This window comes from Heyndrickxia sp. FSL K6-6286 (genome assembly GCF_038630395.1).
Lineage (GTDB): Bacteria > Bacillota > Bacilli > Bacillales > Bacillaceae_C > Heyndrickxia > Heyndrickxia oleronia.
This window is the reverse complement of the sequence record NZ_CP152029.1, coordinates 1,874,191-1,895,963: the sequence shown is the minus strand read 5'-3', so window position 1 is coordinate 1,895,963 and position 21,773 is coordinate 1,874,191. Positions and strand designations below refer to the sequence as shown.

The window sequence follows — 21,773 nt, the reverse complement described above, 5'->3', positions numbered from 1 at the left end:
ACAAAAAAGAGCTCCTTGCAAAATGCAAAGAACCCCTTTGGCTTAATATCTGCTTATTTTAATTTCATTAGCCAATCTGCCATAGCATCAATATTTTCAGCCTTAACTAATCCACCAGGCATACCGCCAGTTGTCCCATTTTTCAGAACATCTTTTAGCTTATCCTTGCCTAGTTTTTCACCCATACCATGTAAATTTGGCCCTGTACCACCTTCAAGGTTATTCCCATGGCAACTAATACATGTTGATTTGGCAAAGGCTTCTGGTTCAAATTTTGTTGCTACTTCTTTTCCCCCACCTTCTTTTTCTTTTGCTATCTCTTTAGCATCTCCTAAACCTTTTACAGATAGAAAGAAAACAAGTGCGATTCCTAATAGCCCTATTAAAAGATAAGGAATTAAAGGATTTCGTTTCATAATATACCTCCTTATGTAAGAAACGTAAAAAATGAATACATTATACAAACAACTTTATTTTACTCGAAAAACTTTGGAAGGGAAAGGGTTAACCGCAAAGATTCAACATTTTTTCGGAATTTAGACAAAAACTCCATCTTAATGATGAAGTTTTTCACTTTTTCTGTATTTAGTTTGTTCAATTATCAACTTTTCATAAGGCACTTTTTTTCACTTTGTTTAAGATTATCGCCTTATTCAAAAAATATTTAATAAAATCATTTTTATTGACAACCAATTTCCCTTGCAATGACCATTCTTTGTACCTCAGAAGTCCCTTCCCCAATTTCAAGTAACTTCGCATCTCTCATAAATCTTTCAACATGATAGTCTTTCATATAACCATTTCCACCATGTATTTGAACGGCTTGATTTGTAATTTCCATGCAAACCTCTGAGGCATATAATTTACACATAGCTGCTTCCTTAGAAAATGGTTTCCCTTGATCCTTTAACCAAGCAGCTTTATATACCATGTTTCTAGCAAGTTCAATTTTCATCGCCATATCTGCGATTTTAAATTGGGTAACTTGGAACTGCGATAGTGATCGACCAAATTGTTTTCTTTCCTTTACGTATTGTAATGACTTCTCATATGCTGCTTGAGCGATACCTACTGCCATTGCTCCAATTCCAATTCTTCCACCATCCAATGTAACTAGAAACTGTTTAAAACCCTGACCTTTTTCTCCTAATAAATTTTCCTGAGGAACCCTTACATCTTCTAAGACTAATTCGGTAGTGTTCGACGCATGAAGTCCCATTTTTTCATAATTGTTAATAATAGAAAATCCTGCTGCATCTGTTGGCACAATAATTGAACTAATTTCTTTCTTAGACTTATCCATTCCTGTAATAGCTGTTAAAGCTACATGTTTGGCATAACTTGCATTTGTTATAAAGCATTTATTCCCATTAATAATAAAATCATTTCCATCCTCAACAGCAGTAGTCTTTGTTCCCCCTGCATCAGAGCCTGCACTTGGCTCAGTTAAACCAAATGCTCCTAATGATTCTCCGGTACAAATTGGCACTAAATATTTCTGTTTTTGCTTCTCCGTTCCAAACATATTAATTGGTGCCCCTCCGAGTGAGATATGGGCCGAATATGTAATTCCAGTTGAACCACATGCTCGACTTAATTCTTCCACTACAATTGCGAAACTTATCGTATCTGCACCTGCACCGCCGTATTCTTCTGGAAATGGAAGTCCCATCATTCCTAGTTTTGCTAGTTTATTTATAATTTCCATCGGAAATTCTTTATTAATATCTCTTTCTAATGCCCCTTTTTCCACTTCTTCTGTAGCAAATTCCTTTATTGTTTGCCGAATCATTTCCTGTTCTGCAGTAAGATGAAAATTCATTCTATATCCCCCTTTGCTATTGTAGCCGCTTACATTTATTATTATAATGTAAGTAGAATTATTTTCACAACTTTTAAAAGTTTTGAAAAATTCATTTACTATACTAGGATATAGATTGATAACGTAATTATTCCTACTACTCCGGAAACAGTAAAAAATAATAATTTTAATTTCCAACCTGTTACTACCCATAAAATACAATTTAAAAAAAGTGTAATTAATAAGGCAATAGAATAGTGATTAAAAAACTGATCGGTTAGTTGAACGGATAATAATAGCAATAAAATGGCAGAACTAATATAAAAAATATAGTACCAGGTTTCTTTTTTAGAATAATAAATTCCTAAGATTAGTAATAAAACGACAAAACTTGTCAAAATCATCATTTGCAAAACAAAAGCTAATTCAGTAAAATAAATGACAAATAATGAAATAAGCAATAAAGCACTAATTAAAATTAGAAATAATGATAACCTGTTGACTAATTTATTACTTTTCATCCTATCATTATGATTATTTTCAAACTCACCCTCACTATAAAGGGCAAGTAAATAATCACAATAATGATCAGGCAGCATTTTATGTTCTTTCCAATAGATAATTTCTTTAATAATTACTTCTTTACGTGAAGAATTCATATGCAACACATCCTAAATACTCTTTCGAGATAAGAGGTAAAAAATCCTTTTTTTCGACTAAATTTTGGTAAAACAAAAATAGGACTGTCTAAAAGTAAAAGGGGAAGACCCACATTCCAATACTTAGAACGAACAAATTATTCGTTCTAGGTACAGGATTTAAGTGTCGTCCCACCTTCAATAGACAGCCCCATATTCAATCTTATTCCAAGAAGTCTTTTAAACGTTTGCTTCTAGAAGGATGGCGAAGCTTTCGAAGTGCTTTCGCTTCAATTTGACGAATACGTTCACGGGTAACGCCAAATACTTTTCCAACTTCTTCTAGTGTTCTTGTACGCCCATCGTCTAAACCAAAACGTAGACGAAGTACGTTTTCTTCACGATCTGTTAATGTGTCAAGTACATCTTCTAGTTGCTCTTTTAATAATTCGTAAGCAGCATGTTCTGAAGGTGATGTAGCGTCTTGATCTTCGATAAAATCGCCTAGATGTGAATCATCCTCTTCACCTATTGGTGTCTCTAAAGAAACCGGTTCTTGGGCAATTTTTAAAATTTCACGAACCTTTTCTGGAGTTAAATCCATTTCTTCAGCAATCTCTTCTGGAGATGGTTCCCGCCCTAAGTCTTGAAGAAGCTGTCTTTGAACACGAATTAATTTGTTAATGGTTTCTACCATATGGACAGGAATACGTATTGTACGAGCTTGATCGGCAATAGCACGAGTAATCGCTTGACGAATCCACCATGTAGCATAGGTACTGAATTTAAAGCCTTTATCATAGTCGAACTTTTCAACTGCTTTAATGAGACCCATATTACCTTCTTGAATTAAATCTAGAAACAACATGCCACGGCCCACATAACGCTTTGCAATACTTACAACCAAGCGAAGGTTGGCTTCAGCAAGTCTTCTTTTTGCCTCTTCATCACCTTGCTCGATACGTTTAGCTAATGATATCTCCTCTTCAGCAGATAGTAAGTCTACTCGACCAATTTCCTTTAAGTACATTCTCACTGGATCATTTATTTTTACACCTGGAGGAACGCTTAAATCATTAAGGTCAAACTCTTCATCATCTTTCTCTAATTCATGTAAATTAGGAGCATCTTCATCTTCATCGTCATCATTTTCCTCTGAGATTTCAATACCTTGTTCACCTAAGTACTCATAAAATTCATCCATTTGTTCAGAGTCTAATTCAAAATGACCTAATTTACTTGAAATCACTTCATATGTTAATACTCCTCTTTTTTTACCACGCTCAACTAGTTGTTCTTTAGCTTGATCAAGAGTTAATTCGGATTCAATTTCTTTGGAACGAGCTGATTTTTCAGCCATCTGTCCCCCTCCTTCCAAGTATTTCATGCAATTTGCAGAATATTTATAAAGACTTACGCAGTACAATAATTTCTTTAGCCAAGTCAATCGCTTTTACAAAGTCATTTTCTTGTTCTGCTTTTTTTTGCAAGTTTTCTTTTTCCTTTATTTTTAACATCTTTTGATGTTTCAACACCTGATTCACATAATCCTCGATTTCACGATCTGCAACTTCACTGTTTAATGGCATCATTTCAAGTTCAGTTACAATTCTTCGTAAATTTTCGTCTGGTAAATATAATAAGAATTTACTCGTGTCGGCTTCATTTCCCTCTTCATAAAATCCAAGAAGATAAGTAAGTATTGCTTGGTGTTCATCATAATAAAGTATAATTCCATTTAATAAATCTTTTATTTTAAAGGCTAAATCAACACTTTGCAGCATATGAGCAAGTAAACGTCTTTCTGCAGTTTGATTTGCCGGTAATAAACGGGACTTCTGTTGTAAAAACAATCTGTTTTGATTGTTTTCTCGTTGTTTGACATGACCATTTTTCTTCTTAGCATAATACATTTGCTGTTGTTGTTGTTTCAGAGCATCTAATGAAATAGAAAATTCATCCGCTAATTGGCGTAAATAATGATCTCTTTCAACAGCTTTATCAAGATTTGTTATTTCCTCTATAATCTTTTCGATATATCTTAACTTTTCTCCTTCATTTTGAAGCTTTTTCCCTAGGCGATGATATTCCATCTTAAAAGCCATAAATGTAAGACTACCAGCAATAATTTCTTGACGAAATTTTTCACTACCATATTTTTTTATATACTCATCCGGATCGAATCCTTCAGGCATTCTTGCTATTCGAATTTGACAGTGATGATCTGTTAACATATTGGCAGCACGATAAGCGGCTTCAGTTCCCGCAAAATCCGAATCATAACAGATAATAATTGTATCTGTCATTCGTCTTATTAGCTGCACATGCTGCTCAGTTAACGATGTTCCCATCGTCGCGATACCATTATGAAGTTCTGCCTTATCAGCAGATATTACATCAGCAAATCCTTCGAATAATATGGCTTGCTGCTGTTTTTTTATAAAGCTTTTTGCCCGAAAAAAATTATAAAGAACATTACTTTTATTAAACAATTCAGTTTCTGGACTATTTAAATATTTTGGCTGATCCTCTTTTTCAATCGATCTTCCTGCAAAAGCAATGGTTTCGCCTTTGCTATTTTGGATAGGAAACATGATTCTGTTTCGGAATCGGTCAAAGTAGGAGTCACTGTTTTCCTTTTGAATGATTAGTCCTGCCTTTTCCATAAGGCTTAATGAAAAACCACGTTTTTGTAAAAGTTTTACAACAAAGTCCCAACTAGGTAAGGAATACCCTATTTGAAATTTTTCAATACTATCTAATGTAAATCCTCGATCAACGAGATATTCTAACGCATTTTGCCCCTCTTTCGTATTAACTAATAAATGATGATAAAACTTTTGAAGAAGTTCATGCGCTTCAAGCATTTGTTTTTTTTCAATATTCACTTTGGAATCTGATCGATTTTGTTCAGATCCTATTTCCAAATCTAATGGTATTTTCCCTTTCTCAGCTAGCTTAATGATGGCTTCCTGGAAGCTTAATCCATCAATATCCATCAAAAAAGAAATTGCATTTCCACCAGCTTTACAACCAAAACAATGATATATTTGCTTATCAGGTGATACCGAGAAGGAAGGTGTATTTTCACCATGGAAGGGACATAAACCAAAATAATTACGTCCCTGTTTCTTTAAATGAACATATTCGCCAATAATATCTACTATATCTATTGATTGACGAATTTCATTAATTTTATCCTCAGGAATAATTCCAACCATGAAAACATCCCCAATTGAAATTTTTCTCTCTATTATGTTTGATGTGTATAGATTATTCAGTTATAACTTTACTTTACATTTTTCGACAAAATCTCCTCAAGCGTATACAAAAATGATTGCCTATCACTTTTCGTAAATGCTTTTGGGCCTTTTTCATATTTCCCTTGTCGCCTAGCTTTAGCAGCTAAATAACGAAAATCAAGGGCTGTAGCAATTGATTCTTCTACATATTCTTTACCTCTTGGAGAAATTGCCCTCACTTTCTTCGGGAGTACTAGGCTTGCAAGCCCTATATCCTGAGTAATGACAATATCATTTTCCTTTACATGATTCATTATAAATAAATCAGCTGATTCTTTATAAGGATCAACATAAATCCAAGTAGCATCACTATTTTTTGTTTGATGTGCATAAGAGGCAATAAAATAATAGAGCATTTTATACTTCTTAGCAAGAAAAATGATTTCCGATTTAACTGGACATGCATCTGCATCAACAAATATGATGGATTCATTTCTTTCTGTATTAGTAATAATTCTACATCACTCCACAGAATCCTTCTTTCTTTTCCATACTATGAGTATATTTTTTTGCTTTTGTCGAATTTTTCTAAGCCTTGACTCTTGACATATCTCAATAGTTAGTTTACTCCTTAATCCGTGACTCTAAACCTATTTTAAATACATTTTTATCACAATTTTTTATTATAGTATATTTCTCTGATTTTGACCATATATTTTTATTTAAAATATTTTTATTCTTTTCCCATACTTTACAATAAAAATAGTAAAGGGATCTGTCCCCGCATTACTGTATCTGAAATAAAAAATCGTTCATTCTAGATACAGTATATATATTCTCTGGGGTCAGACCCTTTATAGACTCTTGTGTCTAATGATTCCTATTCATAATAATATTTGCTGTTTCTTCAACTGCCTTATTTGTTACATCAATTACTTTACATCCCATTTTTGATACAATCGCGTCAAAATACTCTAATTCCTTTTTTATTCGATTAATATTTGCATAGCTTGCTTCATCATTTAAACCTAAAGCTTGTAGCCTTTCCTTACGAATAAAATTAAGTTTTTCAGGGCTGATCCTTAATCCAAAGCATTTATTAGGTGATACCTGAAATAGCTCTTCAGGGGGGTCTACCTCTGGTACAAGGGGGACATTGGCCACTTTAAATCGCTTATGTGCTAGATATTGAGATAAAGGAGTTTTTGATGTTCTGGAAACACCCACTAAAACGATATCTGCTCGTAGAATTCCTTTAGGATCTCGTCCATCATCATATTTAACAGCAAATTCTATTGCTTCAACCTTCTTAAAATAATCATCATCCAATTTTCGAACTAATCCTGGTTCACATAATGGTTCTTTATGATATAGCTCTTGAAATTTATCCATTAAAGGACCAATAATATCTACCGCATTGACATGTTGTTCATTTGTTCGTTTTTTTATATAATCCCGCATAGCCGGCTTCACCAATGTATGCACAATCACACCGTGATTAAGCTTGGCTAAGGAGACAACCTCATCAATATGCTGGTAATCCTCAACATATGGAAAACGTTTGATTTCTGCATCTTTTCCATTAAATTGACTAATCGCTGCTTTAGTAACCAATTCAGCTGTTTCACCAACCGAGTCTGAAACGACATAAATAATCGGTCGCGTCATTTTAAGATCACCATCCCGTCATTTCTTGATATTAATATAAATTTTCGTCAGCAAGTGATACAAAGGCTTTTGTTATATTTGTTTTAGTTATCCGCCCAATCACCTCAAAGCCGTTTCCCTCGGATGATTCCTTAACCACGGGAACTGAATCAATTTGCTTCTCAATTAATTTTTTTGCAACATCAATTAATAAATCATCTTTTTTACACACTGTAATATTCGGCATTCTTGTCATAATAATATTCACTGGAAGTGAAGAGAGTTCTTGCTTACCGATACTCGCACGTAATAAGTCCTTTCGCGAAAGGACTCCAACTAATAACAGCTTATCATCTACAACAAATAACGTACCTACATCTTCAAGAAAAACTGTTACAATTGCATCATAAACTGATATATTTTCATTTACAACTACAGGAATTGATTGATAGTCTTTGACGACTATTTTTTTTAAACTGTCTGTTAAAAGCTGTGTACTTGATTTTCCAGTGTAAAAGTAACCAACCCTAGGCCGCGCATCCAAATATCCAGCCATTGTTAAAATGGCTAAATCTGGGCGAAGTGTTGCTCTTGTTAGATTTAATTTTTCTGCTATATGTTCACCGGTTATAGGCCCATTATCTTTTACGATTTGTAATATGGTTTCCTGTCGATTATTCAGTTCTATTTTCCACACCACCTAACCAGTATAAAATCTAAATAATGTTATACTCATACACAAATATTATATACTATTTACTTATATTGAAAAGAAATTTGTTAAATATTAAAAGCTGTTTTCGTAAAATATGTTGCTTTTGTAAATACCCTCCTACGTTCTTGTATGTTCAACTTAGTTTTATATGTAAAAACATGATCTCTTTAGCAGCAATATTTGAGAAAAGATCCATATAAAAAAACTCCATAAAAATGTGGAGTTCCTATCATACTATGAGGGCAAACTTACATTACAGCATTTGGCGAAATTTTTCGATTTGCTCTAAAAATTTTTTGGATTTTAAATGCAAACCGGAATACTCATCATAATACATAGATATAATCAAACGTAGTTCTTTTTTTGTTTCTTCTTTAACTGACACTGATCCTAGTCTGTTTAGATCAATAAAATAGAAGAGTCGGAGTAACTTAATAGCTATTGGTGAGGTAGGGATATGATAAGGGTCTTTCTCATAGCATCGATGGCAAAGAAGACCATTTTCCCGAATAGAAAAGGCAAACTTCCCATCTTTATTCCCACATACAGCACATTGATTCATGCAAGGATACAATCCAAGTACATTTAACATTTTCATTTCAAAAATATTCGTTATGATTTCTAAATCAACATCTTCATTTATATAATTTAATGTTTGGTATAAAAGTTCAAAAAGAAAAGGATTTGCCCTTTTCTCTTCAACCGCTTTATCTAATAAATCAATAATATACGAAGCATATCCTGTTTTAAAAATATCTTCACGAATAGATCGAAGGGAAGAAATAATTTCTCCCTGCTGCAGTGTACCTAGTCCTGAACCTAATGAGACTAAAAAGTTCCCATATGTAAATAGTTGAGAGATAGAGGAAAGACGGCTATTTGGCTTTTTAGCGCCTCTAGCCATCACTCCTATTTTCCCAAACTCTCGTGTAAATATTGTAACAATTTTATTTGATTCACCATAATCAATTGATCTAATAACGATGCCTTCACATTTTTGAAACATAAAATCCACCTTCCAAAGCAAGTCTTACAAGCTTCCCAGGTGACGCACGATCATTGCAACTTATGAAATGGGGAAATCAATTTCATTAAATTCATGATCTGTATTTAATGGTTCATCCTGACGATCTTTTTCAAGCTCTTTAAATAGCAAATACGTATCAATACTTCCAGTTTCCGCAAAGACTTTCCAGGTAAATTCTATCATAACATTAACCCCGCCTTTCATGTTGTGAAAAACTCATGAAATCATTAGTAAAGCCTTTAATACTAGGTTTACCAAGACTCCTTGGAACATGTGACGTAAAAATTGCTAATCAAAAGGATGCATAGAAATCAATTTTTCATTTTTAAAAACTTGCTAATTAATATTCATCTTCTCTAAAACCAAAATCTCGCAACTGTGTAATTTTATTTCTCCAATCTTTTTGAACTTTCACCCATAGCTCTAAATAAACCTTAGATCCAAGTAAGTTCTCAATATCTATCCTTGCTCTTTTTCCTACTTCTTTCAACATACTACCTTGTTTTCCGATAATGATCCCCTTTTGAGAGGAACGTTCAACGATGATTGCTGCCATTACATGTATTGTTTCACTTTCCGGCTTTTTCTGCATCTTTTCGATAATTACAGCAATCGAATGCGGTACTTCTTCTCTTGTTAGATGCAATACTTTTTCTCTAATTAACTCTGAAACGATAAAACGTTCAGGGTGGTCTGTAATTTGATCTGCAGGGTAATACTGAGGCCCTTCAGGCAAGTATTCCTTTATTTGCTCAAGCAATCTTTCAGTATTCTGTCCCTCTAGAGCAGATATTGGAATAATTTCAGCAAAATCATATAATTCCTTATATTTTTCAATTATTTTAAGCAAGTCATCTGGATGCACTTGATCGATTTTATTTATAACAAGGAAGACAGGTGTACGGACAGTTTTTAATTTTTCGATGATAAATTCATCACCTTTTCCATATCCCTCTACCGCATTAATCATAAACAAAATCAGGTCCACTTCTTTGAGTGTATTTGTTGCAACCCTCATCATAAAATCGCCTAATTTATGTTTTGGCTTATGAATTCCTGGTGTATCAATAAGTATTATTTGTGAATCGTTTGTCGTAAGTACCCCTTGAACTTTATTTCTTGTTGTCTGTGGTTTGTCACTCATAATGGCAATTTTTTGGCCGATCACTCGATTAATATAAGTGGATTTCCCAACATTTGGTCGACCTATGATAGATACAAACCCTGATTTAAATGTTTGCTGTTCTGTACTTTTATTTTGCATGTAAATCCTCCGGAGAAAATGCGCCTGGCAATAATTGCTCAACAGTTAATTCTTGAATATCACCTTTTAAATTTGTCAAAATCACTTTCATATCTTTAGGGCAAAGTTCAGAGATCACTTGTCGACATGCTCCGCATGGTGGTACAGGTCTTTCCGTATCAGCTGTTACAACAAGCACATTGAACTTTGTATCGCCATCAGAATATGCTTTATACAGAGCTGTACGCTCCGCACAATTTCCAACTGTATAAGCAGCATTTTCAATATTACAGCCATGATATACTTTTCCATTTTCACTTAATAGTGCAGCACCGACCGGAAATTTGGAATAAGGTACATATGCTTTGTCTCTTGCGATTTTCGCTTCTTCAATAAGCTGTTCTAAATTCATTATGTCTACCCCTTCTATTATAGTTTACTACAAATTCATCACAAAGTTATGGAATATTTTTATTTTGTTTAGAATATTTTCAAAACTCTTATATTTTAATTTGAAGTAGCTTTGAAAATATTTTACCGTAAAGAGAAACCCACTGCAAATAAATAGAAAAAGCTGCTTGTTTAGCGACTTTGACTTGTTAAGTTGTCTAAAGAGAACAACTTTGTTGACAAAATGCCATAATAGCAGCTTTTAAGTGATTTATTATTATCCTATGTAAGATTGAAATAGACGTGCAAGTTTCGGTAAAAAGATGATACTGCCTATAATTACCGTCATTATAGAATAAACTAAAACTGCCCCAGCTGCAATATCTTTCGCTTGTTTAGCTAATGGATGATAACTAGGGGACGCAAGATCGACTATTCGTTCAATAGCCGAATTTATTAATTCCAGCGTTATGACCCCAAAAATACAGAGGCAAATAAATAACCATTCAAATAATGATATGTTCAAATAGATACTAAATAAAATAACGATAACCGAAGCAGCGAAATGAAATTGTACATTTCTCTCAGTTTTACATGCATGCATAATTCCTTGAAATGCAAACTTAAATGCCTTCCAGAATCGCCCTTTATCTCGTAAGCCCATATTCATCTAAAATATCCCTTTGCAAACCAAACATCTCTTTTTCATCTTCCTCTGTCATATGATCATATCCGAGTAAATGTAGAAGGGAATGGACAGCAAGAAAGGCAAGTTCCCTTTCAAATGAATGCCCATATTCCATTGCTTGTTCTTGGATTTTAGGTACCGAAATGATAATATCTCCAAGCATTCGTGGTATATCTAAACCATTTATTGCGATTTCATCATCACCAAGTTCTTCCATAGCAAAAGAAATGACATCCGTCGGTTGATCCTTATCTCGATACTCTCGATTAATTTCTTGAATTCTTTCGTTTGTTACAAAGGTAACAGATACTTCACTCCCATTCTCTATCCCAAGCTTTTCAGAAGCAAAATTTAATATTTTTTCTACGAGATTTAAATCCGCTTCTTTCATTTCGCTTGTTTCGTCAATAAAATCAATAATTAAAGCCATATTATTCATCCTTTTTCACATTTAAGTTGTCTCTTATTTTGGGTTTGGATACTCTATCCGTGAGTGAAAGATTCCATTTAACGTTTCACTAAATGTTTTTTTAATCACTTCTATTTCCTTTAATGTTATATCACATTCATTCAATTGACCATCCTTTAAACGATCTTGAACAATAGAATCAATCAAATTCTTAATCTGTTCTGGTGTTGGATGTGTCATCGATCTAACTGCTGCCTCCACACTATCAGCAATACTAATAATTGCCGCCTCTTTCGTTTGAGGTTTTGGACCAGGATAGCGATAGTCCATTTCATCAATATGATCATTTTCTTCTTTTGCCTTATAGTAAAAATATTTTAATAATGTAGTTCCATGATGTTGTTCTGCTATATCAACAATCTCCTTAGGTAATTTATGCTTTTTAAGCATTTGTGCACCATCTGTCGCATGTGCAATAATAATATCTTTACTCGTTTCGGGAGAAATATGATTATGTGGATTTTCTATATTCATTTGATTTTCAATGAAAAATTGTGGTCTTCTTGTTTTGCCAATATCATGATAATAGCATCCCACTCTGGCTAATAATCCATTTGCACCGATTGCCTCACATGCTGCTTCAGCTAAGTTTGCCACCATTACACTATGATGATAGGTACCTGGTGCTTCCGTTAAAATCTTTTTCAATAATGGATGATTTGGACTTGAAAGTTCGATTAATTTTAAAGTGGACAAAACACCAAAACCAGCCTCAAAAAATGGCAACAGACCAATCGTTAGTATAGCAGATAATAATCCAGAAACAAAAGCAAAGATCGTATAGTATAGATACTCCATTTTTGTAAATTGACCATTGCCTAAAAATAACAAAAAGAAAATGATAAGGATGTTTATAATCGAAATGAAAAATCCCGCCTGTAGAATATTCGATTTTCGATTACGATTTGTTAATAATAATATACCAGCTGTTCCGCTAAATAAAATATAAATCGCAATCTCAATATTTACCGATCCTGTTATTTCATCATGAAAAATAATACTACCACAAGCAGCAAGTATAATCGTAATGATAAAAGCAAAACGTTCGTTAAGCATCATACGAATTAACATCGGTGCCATTGCAGCAGGAAATAAATAACCAATTTTATCAAGTTCTAAATCCGCCATTAAACCTATAATTTTCATTAATAATAAACTGATAATAAAAATTAGACTTAGCAGAATTAAATAATTTTGTTTTTTTTCTTCGCTTACTCGAAAAGTAGAAAAATACAAATACAAAGAACCTATAATCAAAAATACGAATATCCCCAAACCAATATATGGCTTAATGGTTGGATTACTTTTTAATAATCCAAGCAGTTCAAGCTGATGATAGCTTTCATGGTCAATAAGATGACCCTCTTGAACAATAACTTGACCTTGTAGTATTTTTATTGGTTCTACACTTTGCATTGCTTGTTTTTTTCGAATGTCTGTTTGTTCAGGATCATAAATTTCATTTGGGACAATTGCGTATTTACCCAATGCAATAGCAGCTGATTTTAACTCTGTTGGAATGGACGAATCACGAATTAGATCTTCCATTCTGCCTTGATACTGCCTAACTTTATCTTCGCGAATCTTTTCTCCCATTAATTGTTCAACCTGGCTATTAAGTATATTTCTCGTCTGCTCCAATTCAAAAGGGGTTGCCTTGAGTAAGTCCATCAAGACAGCATCCGAAATAGACTTTGTTACATCCTCATTTACATCGGATGTAAGTTTTGATTTTAAGTCAACCAATCTTTCTTTGTCTGTTTTTTTATCCGTCTTTTCCATTTCTTTATCTTTTATATGAGCTGGGATTTCTTTATTGGCATCCGTTACGAAATCAAAGATCGAATTAATTAGAGAAACTCGATTTTGCTCCTTTTCTTTTTGAAAGGTATAAACCTTTTCTACTGCATCTGCTGCCTTTTGTTGTTCATCCTTCGTCTTTTCTTCATCAACGATTGTCTTAGGTGAACGTATGGTTTTATCTGCCACTGAAAATAACTCTATATCATATGTCTGAGGTTTTACATTATAAAAAAGAACGCCATATAACAATATAGCCAATATCAGAAAACAAATAAATGTAAACACTTTATAACTTAATAATGTGCGGACTTTGCTTATATAATCTTGAAGATTCATTTACTCCCCACCACCATTTTTTTGCTTTTCTCAGCTCTTCCCTAATTATGTAAAATAATATCAGTTTTTGTATTGAAATGCACCCATATTTATTATATTCATTCATTCCATCTAACTCACTAATTCGACAATAGCTGATATTATCCCTTTTAATCAAAGGCCATTTTTGTATAGTTTATTGTATTTGCCAAAATCCTACTACCAGCCGAGAAAAAAAGCCAATCCAAAGAAAAAACCCGACTAAAAAGTACGGGTTAAGAAGAGTGTATATTATATGCATCAATAATCCGTGCAACAAGAGGGTGACGCACGACATCACTTTGTTCCAAATATACAAAAGAAATTCCTGAAACATTTTCTAAGATTTTTTCAGCTGCCACTAGTCCAGATTGAATCCCTTTCGGTAAATCAATCTGTGTACGGTCTCCTGTAATTACCATTTTAGAGCTGAAGCCTAGGCGGGTTAAGAACATCTTCATTTGTGCTTGAGTGGTATTTTGAGCTTCATCCAAAATAACAAAGGCATCATCCAAAGTTCTTCCCCTCATATATGCTAGAGGTGCAATTTCTATGGTTTCTCTTTCAATCAGCCTTTGTGTATGTTCACTGCCTAATACATCATTTAATGCATCGTATAGCGGGCGTAAATATGGATCTACCTTTTCCTTTAGATCTCCAGGTAAAAAGCCTAAACTTTCTCCTGCCTCTACTGCGGGTCTTGTAAGAATAATTTTTCTCACCTGGCCACTCTTTAATGCTGCAACAGCCATTACAACCGCCAAATATGTTTTACCTGTCCCAGCTGGACCTATACCAAATACTAAATCATGCTTTTTAATATCATTGATATATTGCCTTTGACCGAGATTTTTTACACGAATAATCTTGCCTTTCGCATTTTTAGTGATTTCTTCTTCATAAATATCTGTAAAATACTCTATCATTCCCTGTTTTTCCATTTGGATGGCATAAACAACATCCCGGCCACTAATATTAATCCCTTTCCTAATAACCTTTAATAGTTGAAATAGAACATGGTACACTTTTTCTACATTTGTTTCTTTTCCAGATACATCAATTGTTTCTCCTCGAGTAACAATTGATACTTCATATTCTGCTTCTAACATTTTTAAGTTTGAATCTGAGATTCCAAATAAGGCAATCGCTTCATTTGGATTTTCTAGTTGAAGTTTAGATGTTTTTAAATCTTCTGTCATTCTATGTCTCCTTGAATGATTGGTTTTTCTATTGCAATATTTTCGATAACTTGGAAATATATTGATAAATTAACTTTACCATTCTCGACCTTCTCATGCAAAACATATTCATCAACTACTTTAGCATCTGTAGGAATTTTTGACTTTAAGTCATTACGCGCCTTTTCCTTAGCAGCATCTATGGCTTGTTTTTCACTATATTTTCTTTTTACATTTTCTTTTTCTCTTACGGTTGTTTCTTCGTACTTTACTGGAAGAGACCACTTTATAAAATTTATTTTATGTGGTTCTTTTTCTGAATCGTATTCTTTATATTCAATTTTTCCAAATCCCCACAAAGGAACCTTTACCGATCCAAAATTTAAGCTATATTTTCGCTTTTCTTTACCTGTATAAACTTGGAAATCTGACTCAAGTGGCATCTCAACTGTTGACTTATACCATGTCTTACCATAGATTTTTCCAATTGCAGCAACTTGTTTCTCATTATGCTCATTGCCAATTGTACCCGAAACAAGTAACTGACCCTTTTTCACATATTGATTAATTTTAACCATTTGTTGACCATTTTCAACAAAAGTATCCACGATCACAGCTTTTTTAGTCGCTACAAGGTCTTGTGGGGACTTTTTCTCTGGTGGTTCAGGTATTGTCTTTTCTACTACCTGGAAATGAAAGGTTGTCCCGTTTAATTCGACACCAATCCAAGTTAATTCAGGAATGCGATCTTCTAGCTTTCTTTGAATCGTTTCTACATCATCTACAAAAAACTGTAGTTTCCCAATATGAATCCCTAATTTATCTAATTCCTTACGTATTTGATGTTCTAATTGCGGGCTAGCTCCCTTTATTTGTATTCCCCATATAATATTGGAGAGAATCGTAATAACGATAAAGAAAAGCAAAAACCCTGTAAAAAATCCTGAATTTTTCAATACTCTTTTCCATAAAAAAGGAGCACCTTGTCCATTTAAAAAGGAAATCTTACAGTCATATTTTCTGCTCTGATGCCTTAGTTTATGTAAATCCTGTAACCGCATAAAAAAAGTAATCGCAGTTGTACCTTGTCTTTTAACATTCCATATAGTTAAATGGGAACGGGTGAGCTGATTTATCAATCGCTCTACACCTTTCCCTTCTACCTTTACATGGATCTTACCACCAAAAAAAGTAATCCATTGGTTCTTCAAGAAAAGTCACTCCCTATTCATTTAAATAAATTACTTCATCGATTTTTCCTTCTAATAATATTTCTTCGGGTAATATCGTTCGAATAACGAAGGATTGACCTTTTACTAACAATTGTCCCTGCTTTAGAAGTAATCGAACCTCACGATCTGAAAAGGTTAATAATCCGCGGTGATTTTCTATATAAATATGGATTTGTCCGATCATCGTGATTCGGGGAAGATCCATCATGACATCCTGTGGAAGCTCCATTTTGCTTGTCATCCAATTACGAAGTTGTCTGCTCCATTTTTTTGCCATAAAAAAGAACCCCCTTTCATCTCATATTTATGAAGTAGGAAGGGGATTCAGCACACATTTTTAAAAAGAAAAAATCGTGTCTGGTGATCGACACGATTTCTCTATAATTTTTTATCTTCTATATGGTCTTTTTGATCTTGGTGGGCCTAAAACCTCTGATAAAATGATACCCTTTAATAGATCATTTTCATCAATTTCAAGCTGTTTAGGTTCACTTTCTTTATTGACCTTCTGAGGGAGCATTTCTTTTTCAAATGATTCCTTCAAATCCACTTCTGGAGTAGGCTCAAATGCTTCTTTAATTTCCCTATATTTAGCTTGAATTTTATCAGGTGGTGATGTAGTTTCGGTAATAGTTTTCGCAAGGGGCCGATTACTCCTCGGTGTAGAGACCGGTTTTGGAGCGTCTTGTTTATCCTGTTTCCCCTCATTCGATTTTTTATTAAGAAAAAGACTAATTAATCCTACAATTACCGCTATGATTAATGATTCCAAAGGAATTCCTCCCTACCTTTGGTTAAATACGTTATTCTGGCTTTTGTTGATCCTTCTTATCTGATGTCATTTTTCCAATGGATCCTCGCATATCTGTATCTGATTCAATATTTTTAAAGTTTAAATAGTCCATAACTCCAATATTTCCAGAACGTAATGCTTCAGCCATTGCTAATGGGACGTCTGCTTCTGCTTCAACAACTTTTGCTCTCATTTCTTGAACTCTTGCCTTCATTTCTTGTTCGGAAGCAACAGCCATTGCACGGCGTTCCTCTGCCTTTGCTTGGGCAATTTTCTTATCAGCTTCGGCTTGTTCAGTTTGAAGATGCGCACCGATATTCTTACCGATATCCACATCAGCGATATCTATGGAGAGAATTTCAAAAGCAGTTCCTGCATCCAATCCTTTTTTCAATACTGTTTGAGAGATTAAATCAGGATTCTCTAATACCTTTTTATGATTGTCTGAAGAACCGATTGTACTTACAATCCCTTCACCAACACGCGCAACAACTGTATCTTCACCAGCTCCACCGACAAGGCGTTCAATATTCGCTCGTACGGTAATTCTTGCTTTCGCTTTTACTTCAATACCATCCATTGCAACACCAGCAATAAATGGGGTTTCAATGACCTTTGGATTTACACTCATTTGAACGGCTTCTAATACATTACGACCAGCTAAATCAATTGCAGCACATCGTTCAAATGTAAGGGTAATATTCGCTCGATGAGCAGCAATTAAAGCATTTACTACACGATCAACATTTCCTCCAGCCAAATAATGGCTCTCTAATTGATTAATTCCTACATCAATCCCTGCTTTACGTGCTTTTATCAAAGGATTGATGACACGACTTGGTATGACACGTCGTAACCTCATACCAATTAAGGTGAAAATTCCAATTTTAACGCCTGCTGCTAAAGCTGATATCCATAGCATAACTGGAACAAAAGTTAATAGTATGGCAAGAACAATAATACCAGCTGCAATTGCTAATAATATAAGTATTGTACTTGGATCTAAACCCATTAAATTTATCCTCCTTCAAAAATTTCGATTATTTATCTAGTCTAACGACAATTCGAGAGCCCTCTACTTTGATTACTTTAACGCTCTGACCATTATCGATATACCCGCCTTCACTCACTACATCTATTCTTTCATCATCTATCGTTATCGTTCCCGCAGGACGAAGTGGGGTAATGGTTAGACCTGCACGACCAATTAGCTCCACACGATTTTCATTTGATACATATCCTTTTTCAGTACTCGTTGAATCAGATAAGACGATCTTTTTAAATATTTTCATGCGTTTACCCAACACCTTTACCATTATAATCATGCCAATAATAGCTACTAATACAGCAATTATTATTGATATTCCCATGTAAAAGATGTTTCCCCCTGCTATGAGTAAACTTCCTATAATGGCTGCAGCTCCTAGGATTCCCGCAATCGCTCCAGGTAAAAAGAATTCTGCGATAATCAGTACGATACCTATAATGAACAATATAAGAGATTCATAGCCTGCCAAACCTGCAACTAAATGTCCATAGAAAAATAATAATAATGCTGTTAATCCCATTGTACCAGGTATACCAAAGCCTGGGGAATATAATTCTACTACTAAACCAAGACTTGCAATGGATAGTAGAATAGGAACAACGATAGGATTAGTTAAAAACCTAGCGATTTTTTCAGCAAAGCTTAGATCAACATGCTCGATTAAAGCATTGTCATACCCAATATGCTTTAATAACTCCGATAAATTTTTGAATGTACCTTCTGAATAACCCACTTCAACAGCTTGTTCAGAAGTTAATGTCAGCAATTTCCCTTTTCCAGCATCTAGTTTTGGAAGATCAATATCCTTATCAGCCATGGCTTCTGCATAGATTGGATCCCGCCCATGCTGTTTAGCTGCCGCATTCATTGCAGCTTTCCAGGCACTTTCCGCTTTTTCTCCTGCTGTGTTCCCTTGTTGATTAATCACTGCTGCAGCTCCCATTGTGGCATCCGGTACCATATAAATTTCATCTGCAAACAAAGAAATATAGGCACCCGCAGATAGTGCTTTATTATTAACAAAAGCAATTTTCTTTATATCAGTACTATTTAAAAGTTTACCTATATCACTTGCTGCATTTACAGCACCGCCTGGAGTATTAATATCAAACACGATTAAATCAGCATAATTATCCTCAGCTGTATCAATGGCTCTTTTCAAAAAAGCTTGTAATCCCTTTTCAATCTCTTCTTCAATAGGAATGACTACAACAGTTTTTTTACTTTGACTTTCTGCACTTGCTGAAAAAAATAAACTTCCTGCAATTATTAATAGAGATCCTAATATAAAGAGAGCTTTTTTCAAATTATCCCCCCTTTCTACTCCTCTTCAGTTTTTCCTTATTTATTTTTACGTTTTTGTAACATAAAAGTTTCATTTATAATGAAATAATTTAAAGAATTATTTCAAGAAAAAAGCCAGGAAGTTAAAAAACTTCCTGGCTTTTTTGTTAAGCTAATTGCTGCTTTACGATATTATTTACAGTTGAACCATCAGCCTTACCTTTAACTTTCGGCATAATGGCACTCATCACTTTTCCCATATCAGCTTTCGATGTAGCACCAACTTCTTTTATTGTTTCGAGAACAATCGTTGTCAGTTCATCTTCTGAAAGCTGTTCAGGTAAATATATATCCACATAAGTTAGTTCTGTTTGAATTTTTTCAACGAGATCTTCACGACCTGCATTTCGAAATTCCTGGAGGGAGTCTTTGCGTTGCTTCACTTCGCGAGAAAGGATTGTCAGTTCATCCTCTTCTGACAGATCTTTACCAAGCTTAATCGCTTCATTTTGCAATGATGCTTTAAGCATGCGGATAACAGAGAGTTTTTCTTTTTCTTTGTTTTTCATCGCTTGTTTCATATCTTCATTTAAACGCTCGAGAAGACCCATTATTCCACCCTCTCTTAGAACTTACGCTTTCTAGCAGCTTCAGACTTTTTCTTACGTTTTACGCTTGGTTTTTCATAAAATTCGCGCTTTCTATATTCTTGTAAAGTTCCTGTTTTAGAAACTGTACGTTTGAAGCGGCGAAGAGCATCTTCAAGCGATTCGTTTTTACGAACAACTGTTTTTGACATCTCTCTTTCCCTCCCTCCGAACACACACTACGGCTTCATGCAACACATAAAAAAACCATGTACCATGACATTATAATATATCCTTTTTACGAGGTCAATAAACTTTCATAGTGTTGTTTAAAATGTCCTATAAAAAATTGTGTAAAATTAACTATTTCTCTACTGTAAACACAATAAATTTTACTATTTTTTAAAAGCGGCATTTTCATTGTTATTATACCATATGATTACTAATGAGGTGGGAGGACATGCTTTATTTAGGTTTATTTATTGGTTTAGTGGGAAGTTTCTTATTAGGTATGACGTGGCTTCGTATTGGTTTATTTAATCTTTCAGGGAAAGCAATGGAGGTATGGCTAAAAAAAATAACAAGTACTCCTATTAAAGGAATGGTCGTAGGAATAATCATGACGGCAATATTACAAAGTAGTTCTGCAGTTATGGTCATTATGGTAGGTTTAGTTGCGGCGAAAATTCTAAGCTTTCCACAGACTATAGGAATTATCTTAGGAACAAATATCGGCACAACCTTTACTTTAGAATTCCTTTCGTATGATTTATCACAGTTAATTATTCCTTTTTTAATCATTGGTTTGTTTTTTTTATTTTTTAATCGACCAAAAATAAAAAGCCTAGGTTTTATTTTTACGGGTTTTGCAATAATTATCTCCGCAATGAGAGGGTTTGAATGGCTAGCTGGCCCCTTAACAAAACTCGACTTTATTCAGCATCTTTTAATATTAATAAATGGTCATATGATTTATGGATTTTTATTTTCAATTCTTTTAACGGCATGTATTCAATCAAGTACAGTAATGACTGGAATCGCTATGAGTTTTCTAAGCGCAGGTATATTCCCCCTCGAAACTGGGATAATCATCATGCTTGGTGCAAATATCGGTACATGCATAACAGGCTTATTAGCAAGTATCGGTGCTGGAGAGGAAGCAAGATTAACTGCATACACCCATATATGGCTTAATCTAGTTGGCGCTATATTGTTTATTCCGTTTATTCAGTATTTAGGTGATATTTCAAGACACTTAACCTCTAATATTGAAACCCAATTAGCACATGCAAGTGTTATATTTAATGTCATTTGCTCATTAATTGTTCTTCCGTTTGCCACAAAATTCGGTAAATTCATTATCCGAATACACGGTAAAGGTAAGATTAAACCCATATAATAAAGAAGACAAGATAGAATTCTCCATTCTGTTCTTTTAAATGAGTTGCTTAATAGAGAGTTTAATTGACTTCAATAGTCTAAATATGGAGCTCAATTGACCTATTACCACTAAAGGAGAGAAACTTTTTATTCATTCTTACACTAAGGCTGTTTTCGTATAGTTTGTTACTCTTGCAAAAGCCCAACTGCCGGCTTTTACTAACAATAAAGGATTCTATCGGGTCTTATGGAGA

The 21,773-nt window shown here is 34.1% G+C and carries 24 protein-coding genes; 1 reads left to right on the top strand and 23 read right to left on the bottom strand.

The window, feature by feature from the left end; translation table 11 throughout:
* Positions 1-53 precede the first annotated feature (53 nt).
* The 23 genes from cccA to rpsU form a co-directional block, all read right to left on the bottom strand.
* The gene (gene cccA / locus MHI39_RS09525; protein WP_280615894.1) at positions 54-416 is read right to left on the bottom strand and encodes a cytochrome c550; all 363 of its coding nucleotides are present in this window, start codon (positions 414-416) and stop codon (positions 54-56) included.
* 263 nt (positions 417-679) lie between these two features.
* A complete protein-coding gene (locus MHI39_RS09520) occupies positions 680-1,822 on the bottom strand; it encodes an acyl-CoA dehydrogenase family protein (RefSeq protein WP_058002154.1) in 1,143 nt (380 codons plus the stop codon).
* Between the two features lie 98 nt (positions 1,823-1,920).
* Positions 1,921-2,460, bottom strand: a complete 540-nt coding sequence (locus MHI39_RS09515) for a hypothetical protein (RefSeq protein ID WP_251337327.1) — start codon at positions 2,458-2,460, stop codon at positions 1,921-1,923.
* A gap of 202 nt (positions 2,461-2,662) precedes the next feature.
* Positions 2,663-3,799, bottom strand: coding sequence for an RNA polymerase sigma factor RpoD (gene rpoD / locus MHI39_RS09510; protein WP_058002152.1), 1,137 nt, complete (start codon positions 3,797-3,799; stop codon positions 2,663-2,665).
* Positions 3,800-3,842: 43 nt separating this feature from the next.
* On the bottom strand, positions 3,843-5,660 hold the full coding sequence (dnaG, locus tag MHI39_RS09505) for a DNA primase (protein ID WP_342541160.1): 1,818 nt from the start codon (positions 5,658-5,660) through the stop codon (positions 3,843-3,845).
* Between the two features lie 68 nt (positions 5,661-5,728).
* Entirely contained in the window at positions 5,729-6,121 is a 393-nt protein-coding gene (locus MHI39_RS09500; RefSeq protein WP_235813236.1) for a DUF188 domain-containing protein, read from the bottom strand.
* A gap of 430 nt (positions 6,122-6,551) precedes the next feature.
* Entirely contained in the window at positions 6,552-7,349 is a 798-nt protein-coding gene (locus MHI39_RS09495; protein ID WP_058002149.1) for a pyruvate, water dikinase regulatory protein, read from the bottom strand.
* A 31-nt stretch (positions 7,350-7,380) separates the two neighbouring features.
* Positions 7,381-8,028 carry a helix-turn-helix transcriptional regulator gene (locus MHI39_RS09490; RefSeq protein ID WP_058002148.1) on the bottom strand — a complete coding sequence of 216 codons (648 nt, stop codon included), beginning with the start codon at positions 8,026-8,028 and terminating at the stop codon, positions 7,381-7,383.
* 268 nt (positions 8,029-8,296) lie between these two features.
* Positions 8,297-9,049 (bottom strand): DNA repair protein RecO, encoded by a 753-nt coding sequence (recO, locus tag MHI39_RS09485; protein WP_058002147.1) that lies wholly within the window; start codon positions 9,047-9,049, stop codon positions 8,297-8,299.
* A gap of 60 nt (positions 9,050-9,109) precedes the next feature.
* A complete protein-coding gene (locus tag MHI39_RS09480; protein ID WP_065107198.1) occupies positions 9,110-9,253 on the bottom strand; it encodes a YqzL family protein in 144 nt (47 codons plus the stop codon).
* A gap of 157 nt (positions 9,254-9,410) precedes the next feature.
* Complete coding sequence (gene era, locus MHI39_RS09475; protein WP_071976195.1) at positions 9,411-10,334, bottom strand: GTPase Era; 924 nt, start codon at positions 10,332-10,334, stop codon at positions 9,411-9,413.
* Positions 10,324-10,725: a cytidine deaminase gene (locus MHI39_RS09470; RefSeq protein ID WP_071976196.1), complete on the bottom strand. Its 402-nt coding sequence runs from the start codon at positions 10,723-10,725 to the stop codon at positions 10,324-10,326. The genes era and MHI39_RS09470 overlap by 11 nt, the downstream gene beginning before the upstream one ends.
* A 255-nt stretch (positions 10,726-10,980) precedes the next feature.
* Positions 10,981-11,373: a diacylglycerol kinase family protein gene (locus MHI39_RS09465; RefSeq protein WP_071976197.1), complete on the bottom strand. Its 393-nt coding sequence runs from the start codon at positions 11,371-11,373 to the stop codon at positions 10,981-10,983.
* Entirely contained in the window at positions 11,351-11,821 is a 471-nt protein-coding gene (ybeY, locus tag MHI39_RS09460) for an rRNA maturation RNase YbeY (RefSeq protein WP_071976198.1), read from the bottom strand. The genes MHI39_RS09465 and ybeY overlap by 23 nt, the downstream gene beginning before the upstream one ends.
* Before the next feature lie 33 nt (positions 11,822-11,854).
* Positions 11,855-13,999 carry an HD family phosphohydrolase gene (locus MHI39_RS09455; protein WP_071976199.1) on the bottom strand — a complete coding sequence of 715 codons (2,145 nt, stop codon included), beginning with the start codon at positions 13,997-13,999 and terminating at the stop codon, positions 11,855-11,857.
* 254 nt (positions 14,000-14,253) lie between these two features.
* Positions 14,254-15,216 (bottom strand): PhoH family protein, encoded by a 963-nt coding sequence (locus MHI39_RS09450; protein ID WP_342541159.1) that lies wholly within the window; start codon positions 15,214-15,216, stop codon positions 14,254-14,256.
* On the bottom strand, positions 15,213-16,406 hold the full coding sequence (gene yqfD, locus MHI39_RS09445; RefSeq protein WP_180211703.1) for a sporulation protein YqfD: 1,194 nt from the start codon (positions 16,404-16,406) through the stop codon (positions 15,213-15,215). Before yqfD ends, MHI39_RS09450 begins: the two co-directional genes overlap by 4 nt.
* 13 nt (positions 16,407-16,419) lie before the next feature.
* Positions 16,420-16,704, bottom strand: coding sequence for a sporulation protein YqfC (yqfC, locus tag MHI39_RS09440; RefSeq protein ID WP_058002139.1), 285 nt, complete (start codon positions 16,702-16,704; stop codon positions 16,420-16,422).
* 111 nt (positions 16,705-16,815) lie between these two features.
* On the bottom strand, positions 16,816-17,199 hold the full coding sequence (locus MHI39_RS09435; RefSeq protein ID WP_071976202.1) for a hypothetical protein: 384 nt from the start codon (positions 17,197-17,199) through the stop codon (positions 16,816-16,818).
* A gap of 31 nt (positions 17,200-17,230) precedes the next feature.
* The gene (floA, locus tag MHI39_RS09430) at positions 17,231-18,232 is read right to left on the bottom strand and encodes a flotillin-like protein FloA (RefSeq protein WP_058002137.1); all 1,002 of its coding nucleotides are present in this window, start codon (positions 18,230-18,232) and stop codon (positions 17,231-17,233) included.
* Positions 18,233-18,260: 28 nt separating this feature from the next.
* Positions 18,261-19,574, bottom strand: a complete 1,314-nt coding sequence (locus MHI39_RS09425; protein WP_218958286.1) for a nodulation protein NfeD — start codon at positions 19,572-19,574, stop codon at positions 18,261-18,263.
* Between the two features lie 145 nt (positions 19,575-19,719).
* Positions 19,720-20,163: a GatB/YqeY domain-containing protein gene (locus MHI39_RS09420; protein WP_058002135.1), complete on the bottom strand. Its 444-nt coding sequence runs from the start codon at positions 20,161-20,163 to the stop codon at positions 19,720-19,722.
* A gap of 14 nt (positions 20,164-20,177) precedes the next feature.
* Entirely contained in the window at positions 20,178-20,351 is a 174-nt protein-coding gene (gene rpsU, locus MHI39_RS09415; protein WP_039238310.1) for a 30S ribosomal protein S21, read from the bottom strand.
* 248 nt (positions 20,352-20,599) lie between these two features.
* On the opposite strand from rpsU, the gene MHI39_RS09410 reads away from it, so the two are divergent.
* Entirely contained in the window at positions 20,600-21,538 is a 939-nt protein-coding gene (locus tag MHI39_RS09410) for a Na/Pi symporter (RefSeq protein WP_342541155.1), read from the top strand.
* Positions 21,539-21,773 lie beyond the last annotated feature (235 nt).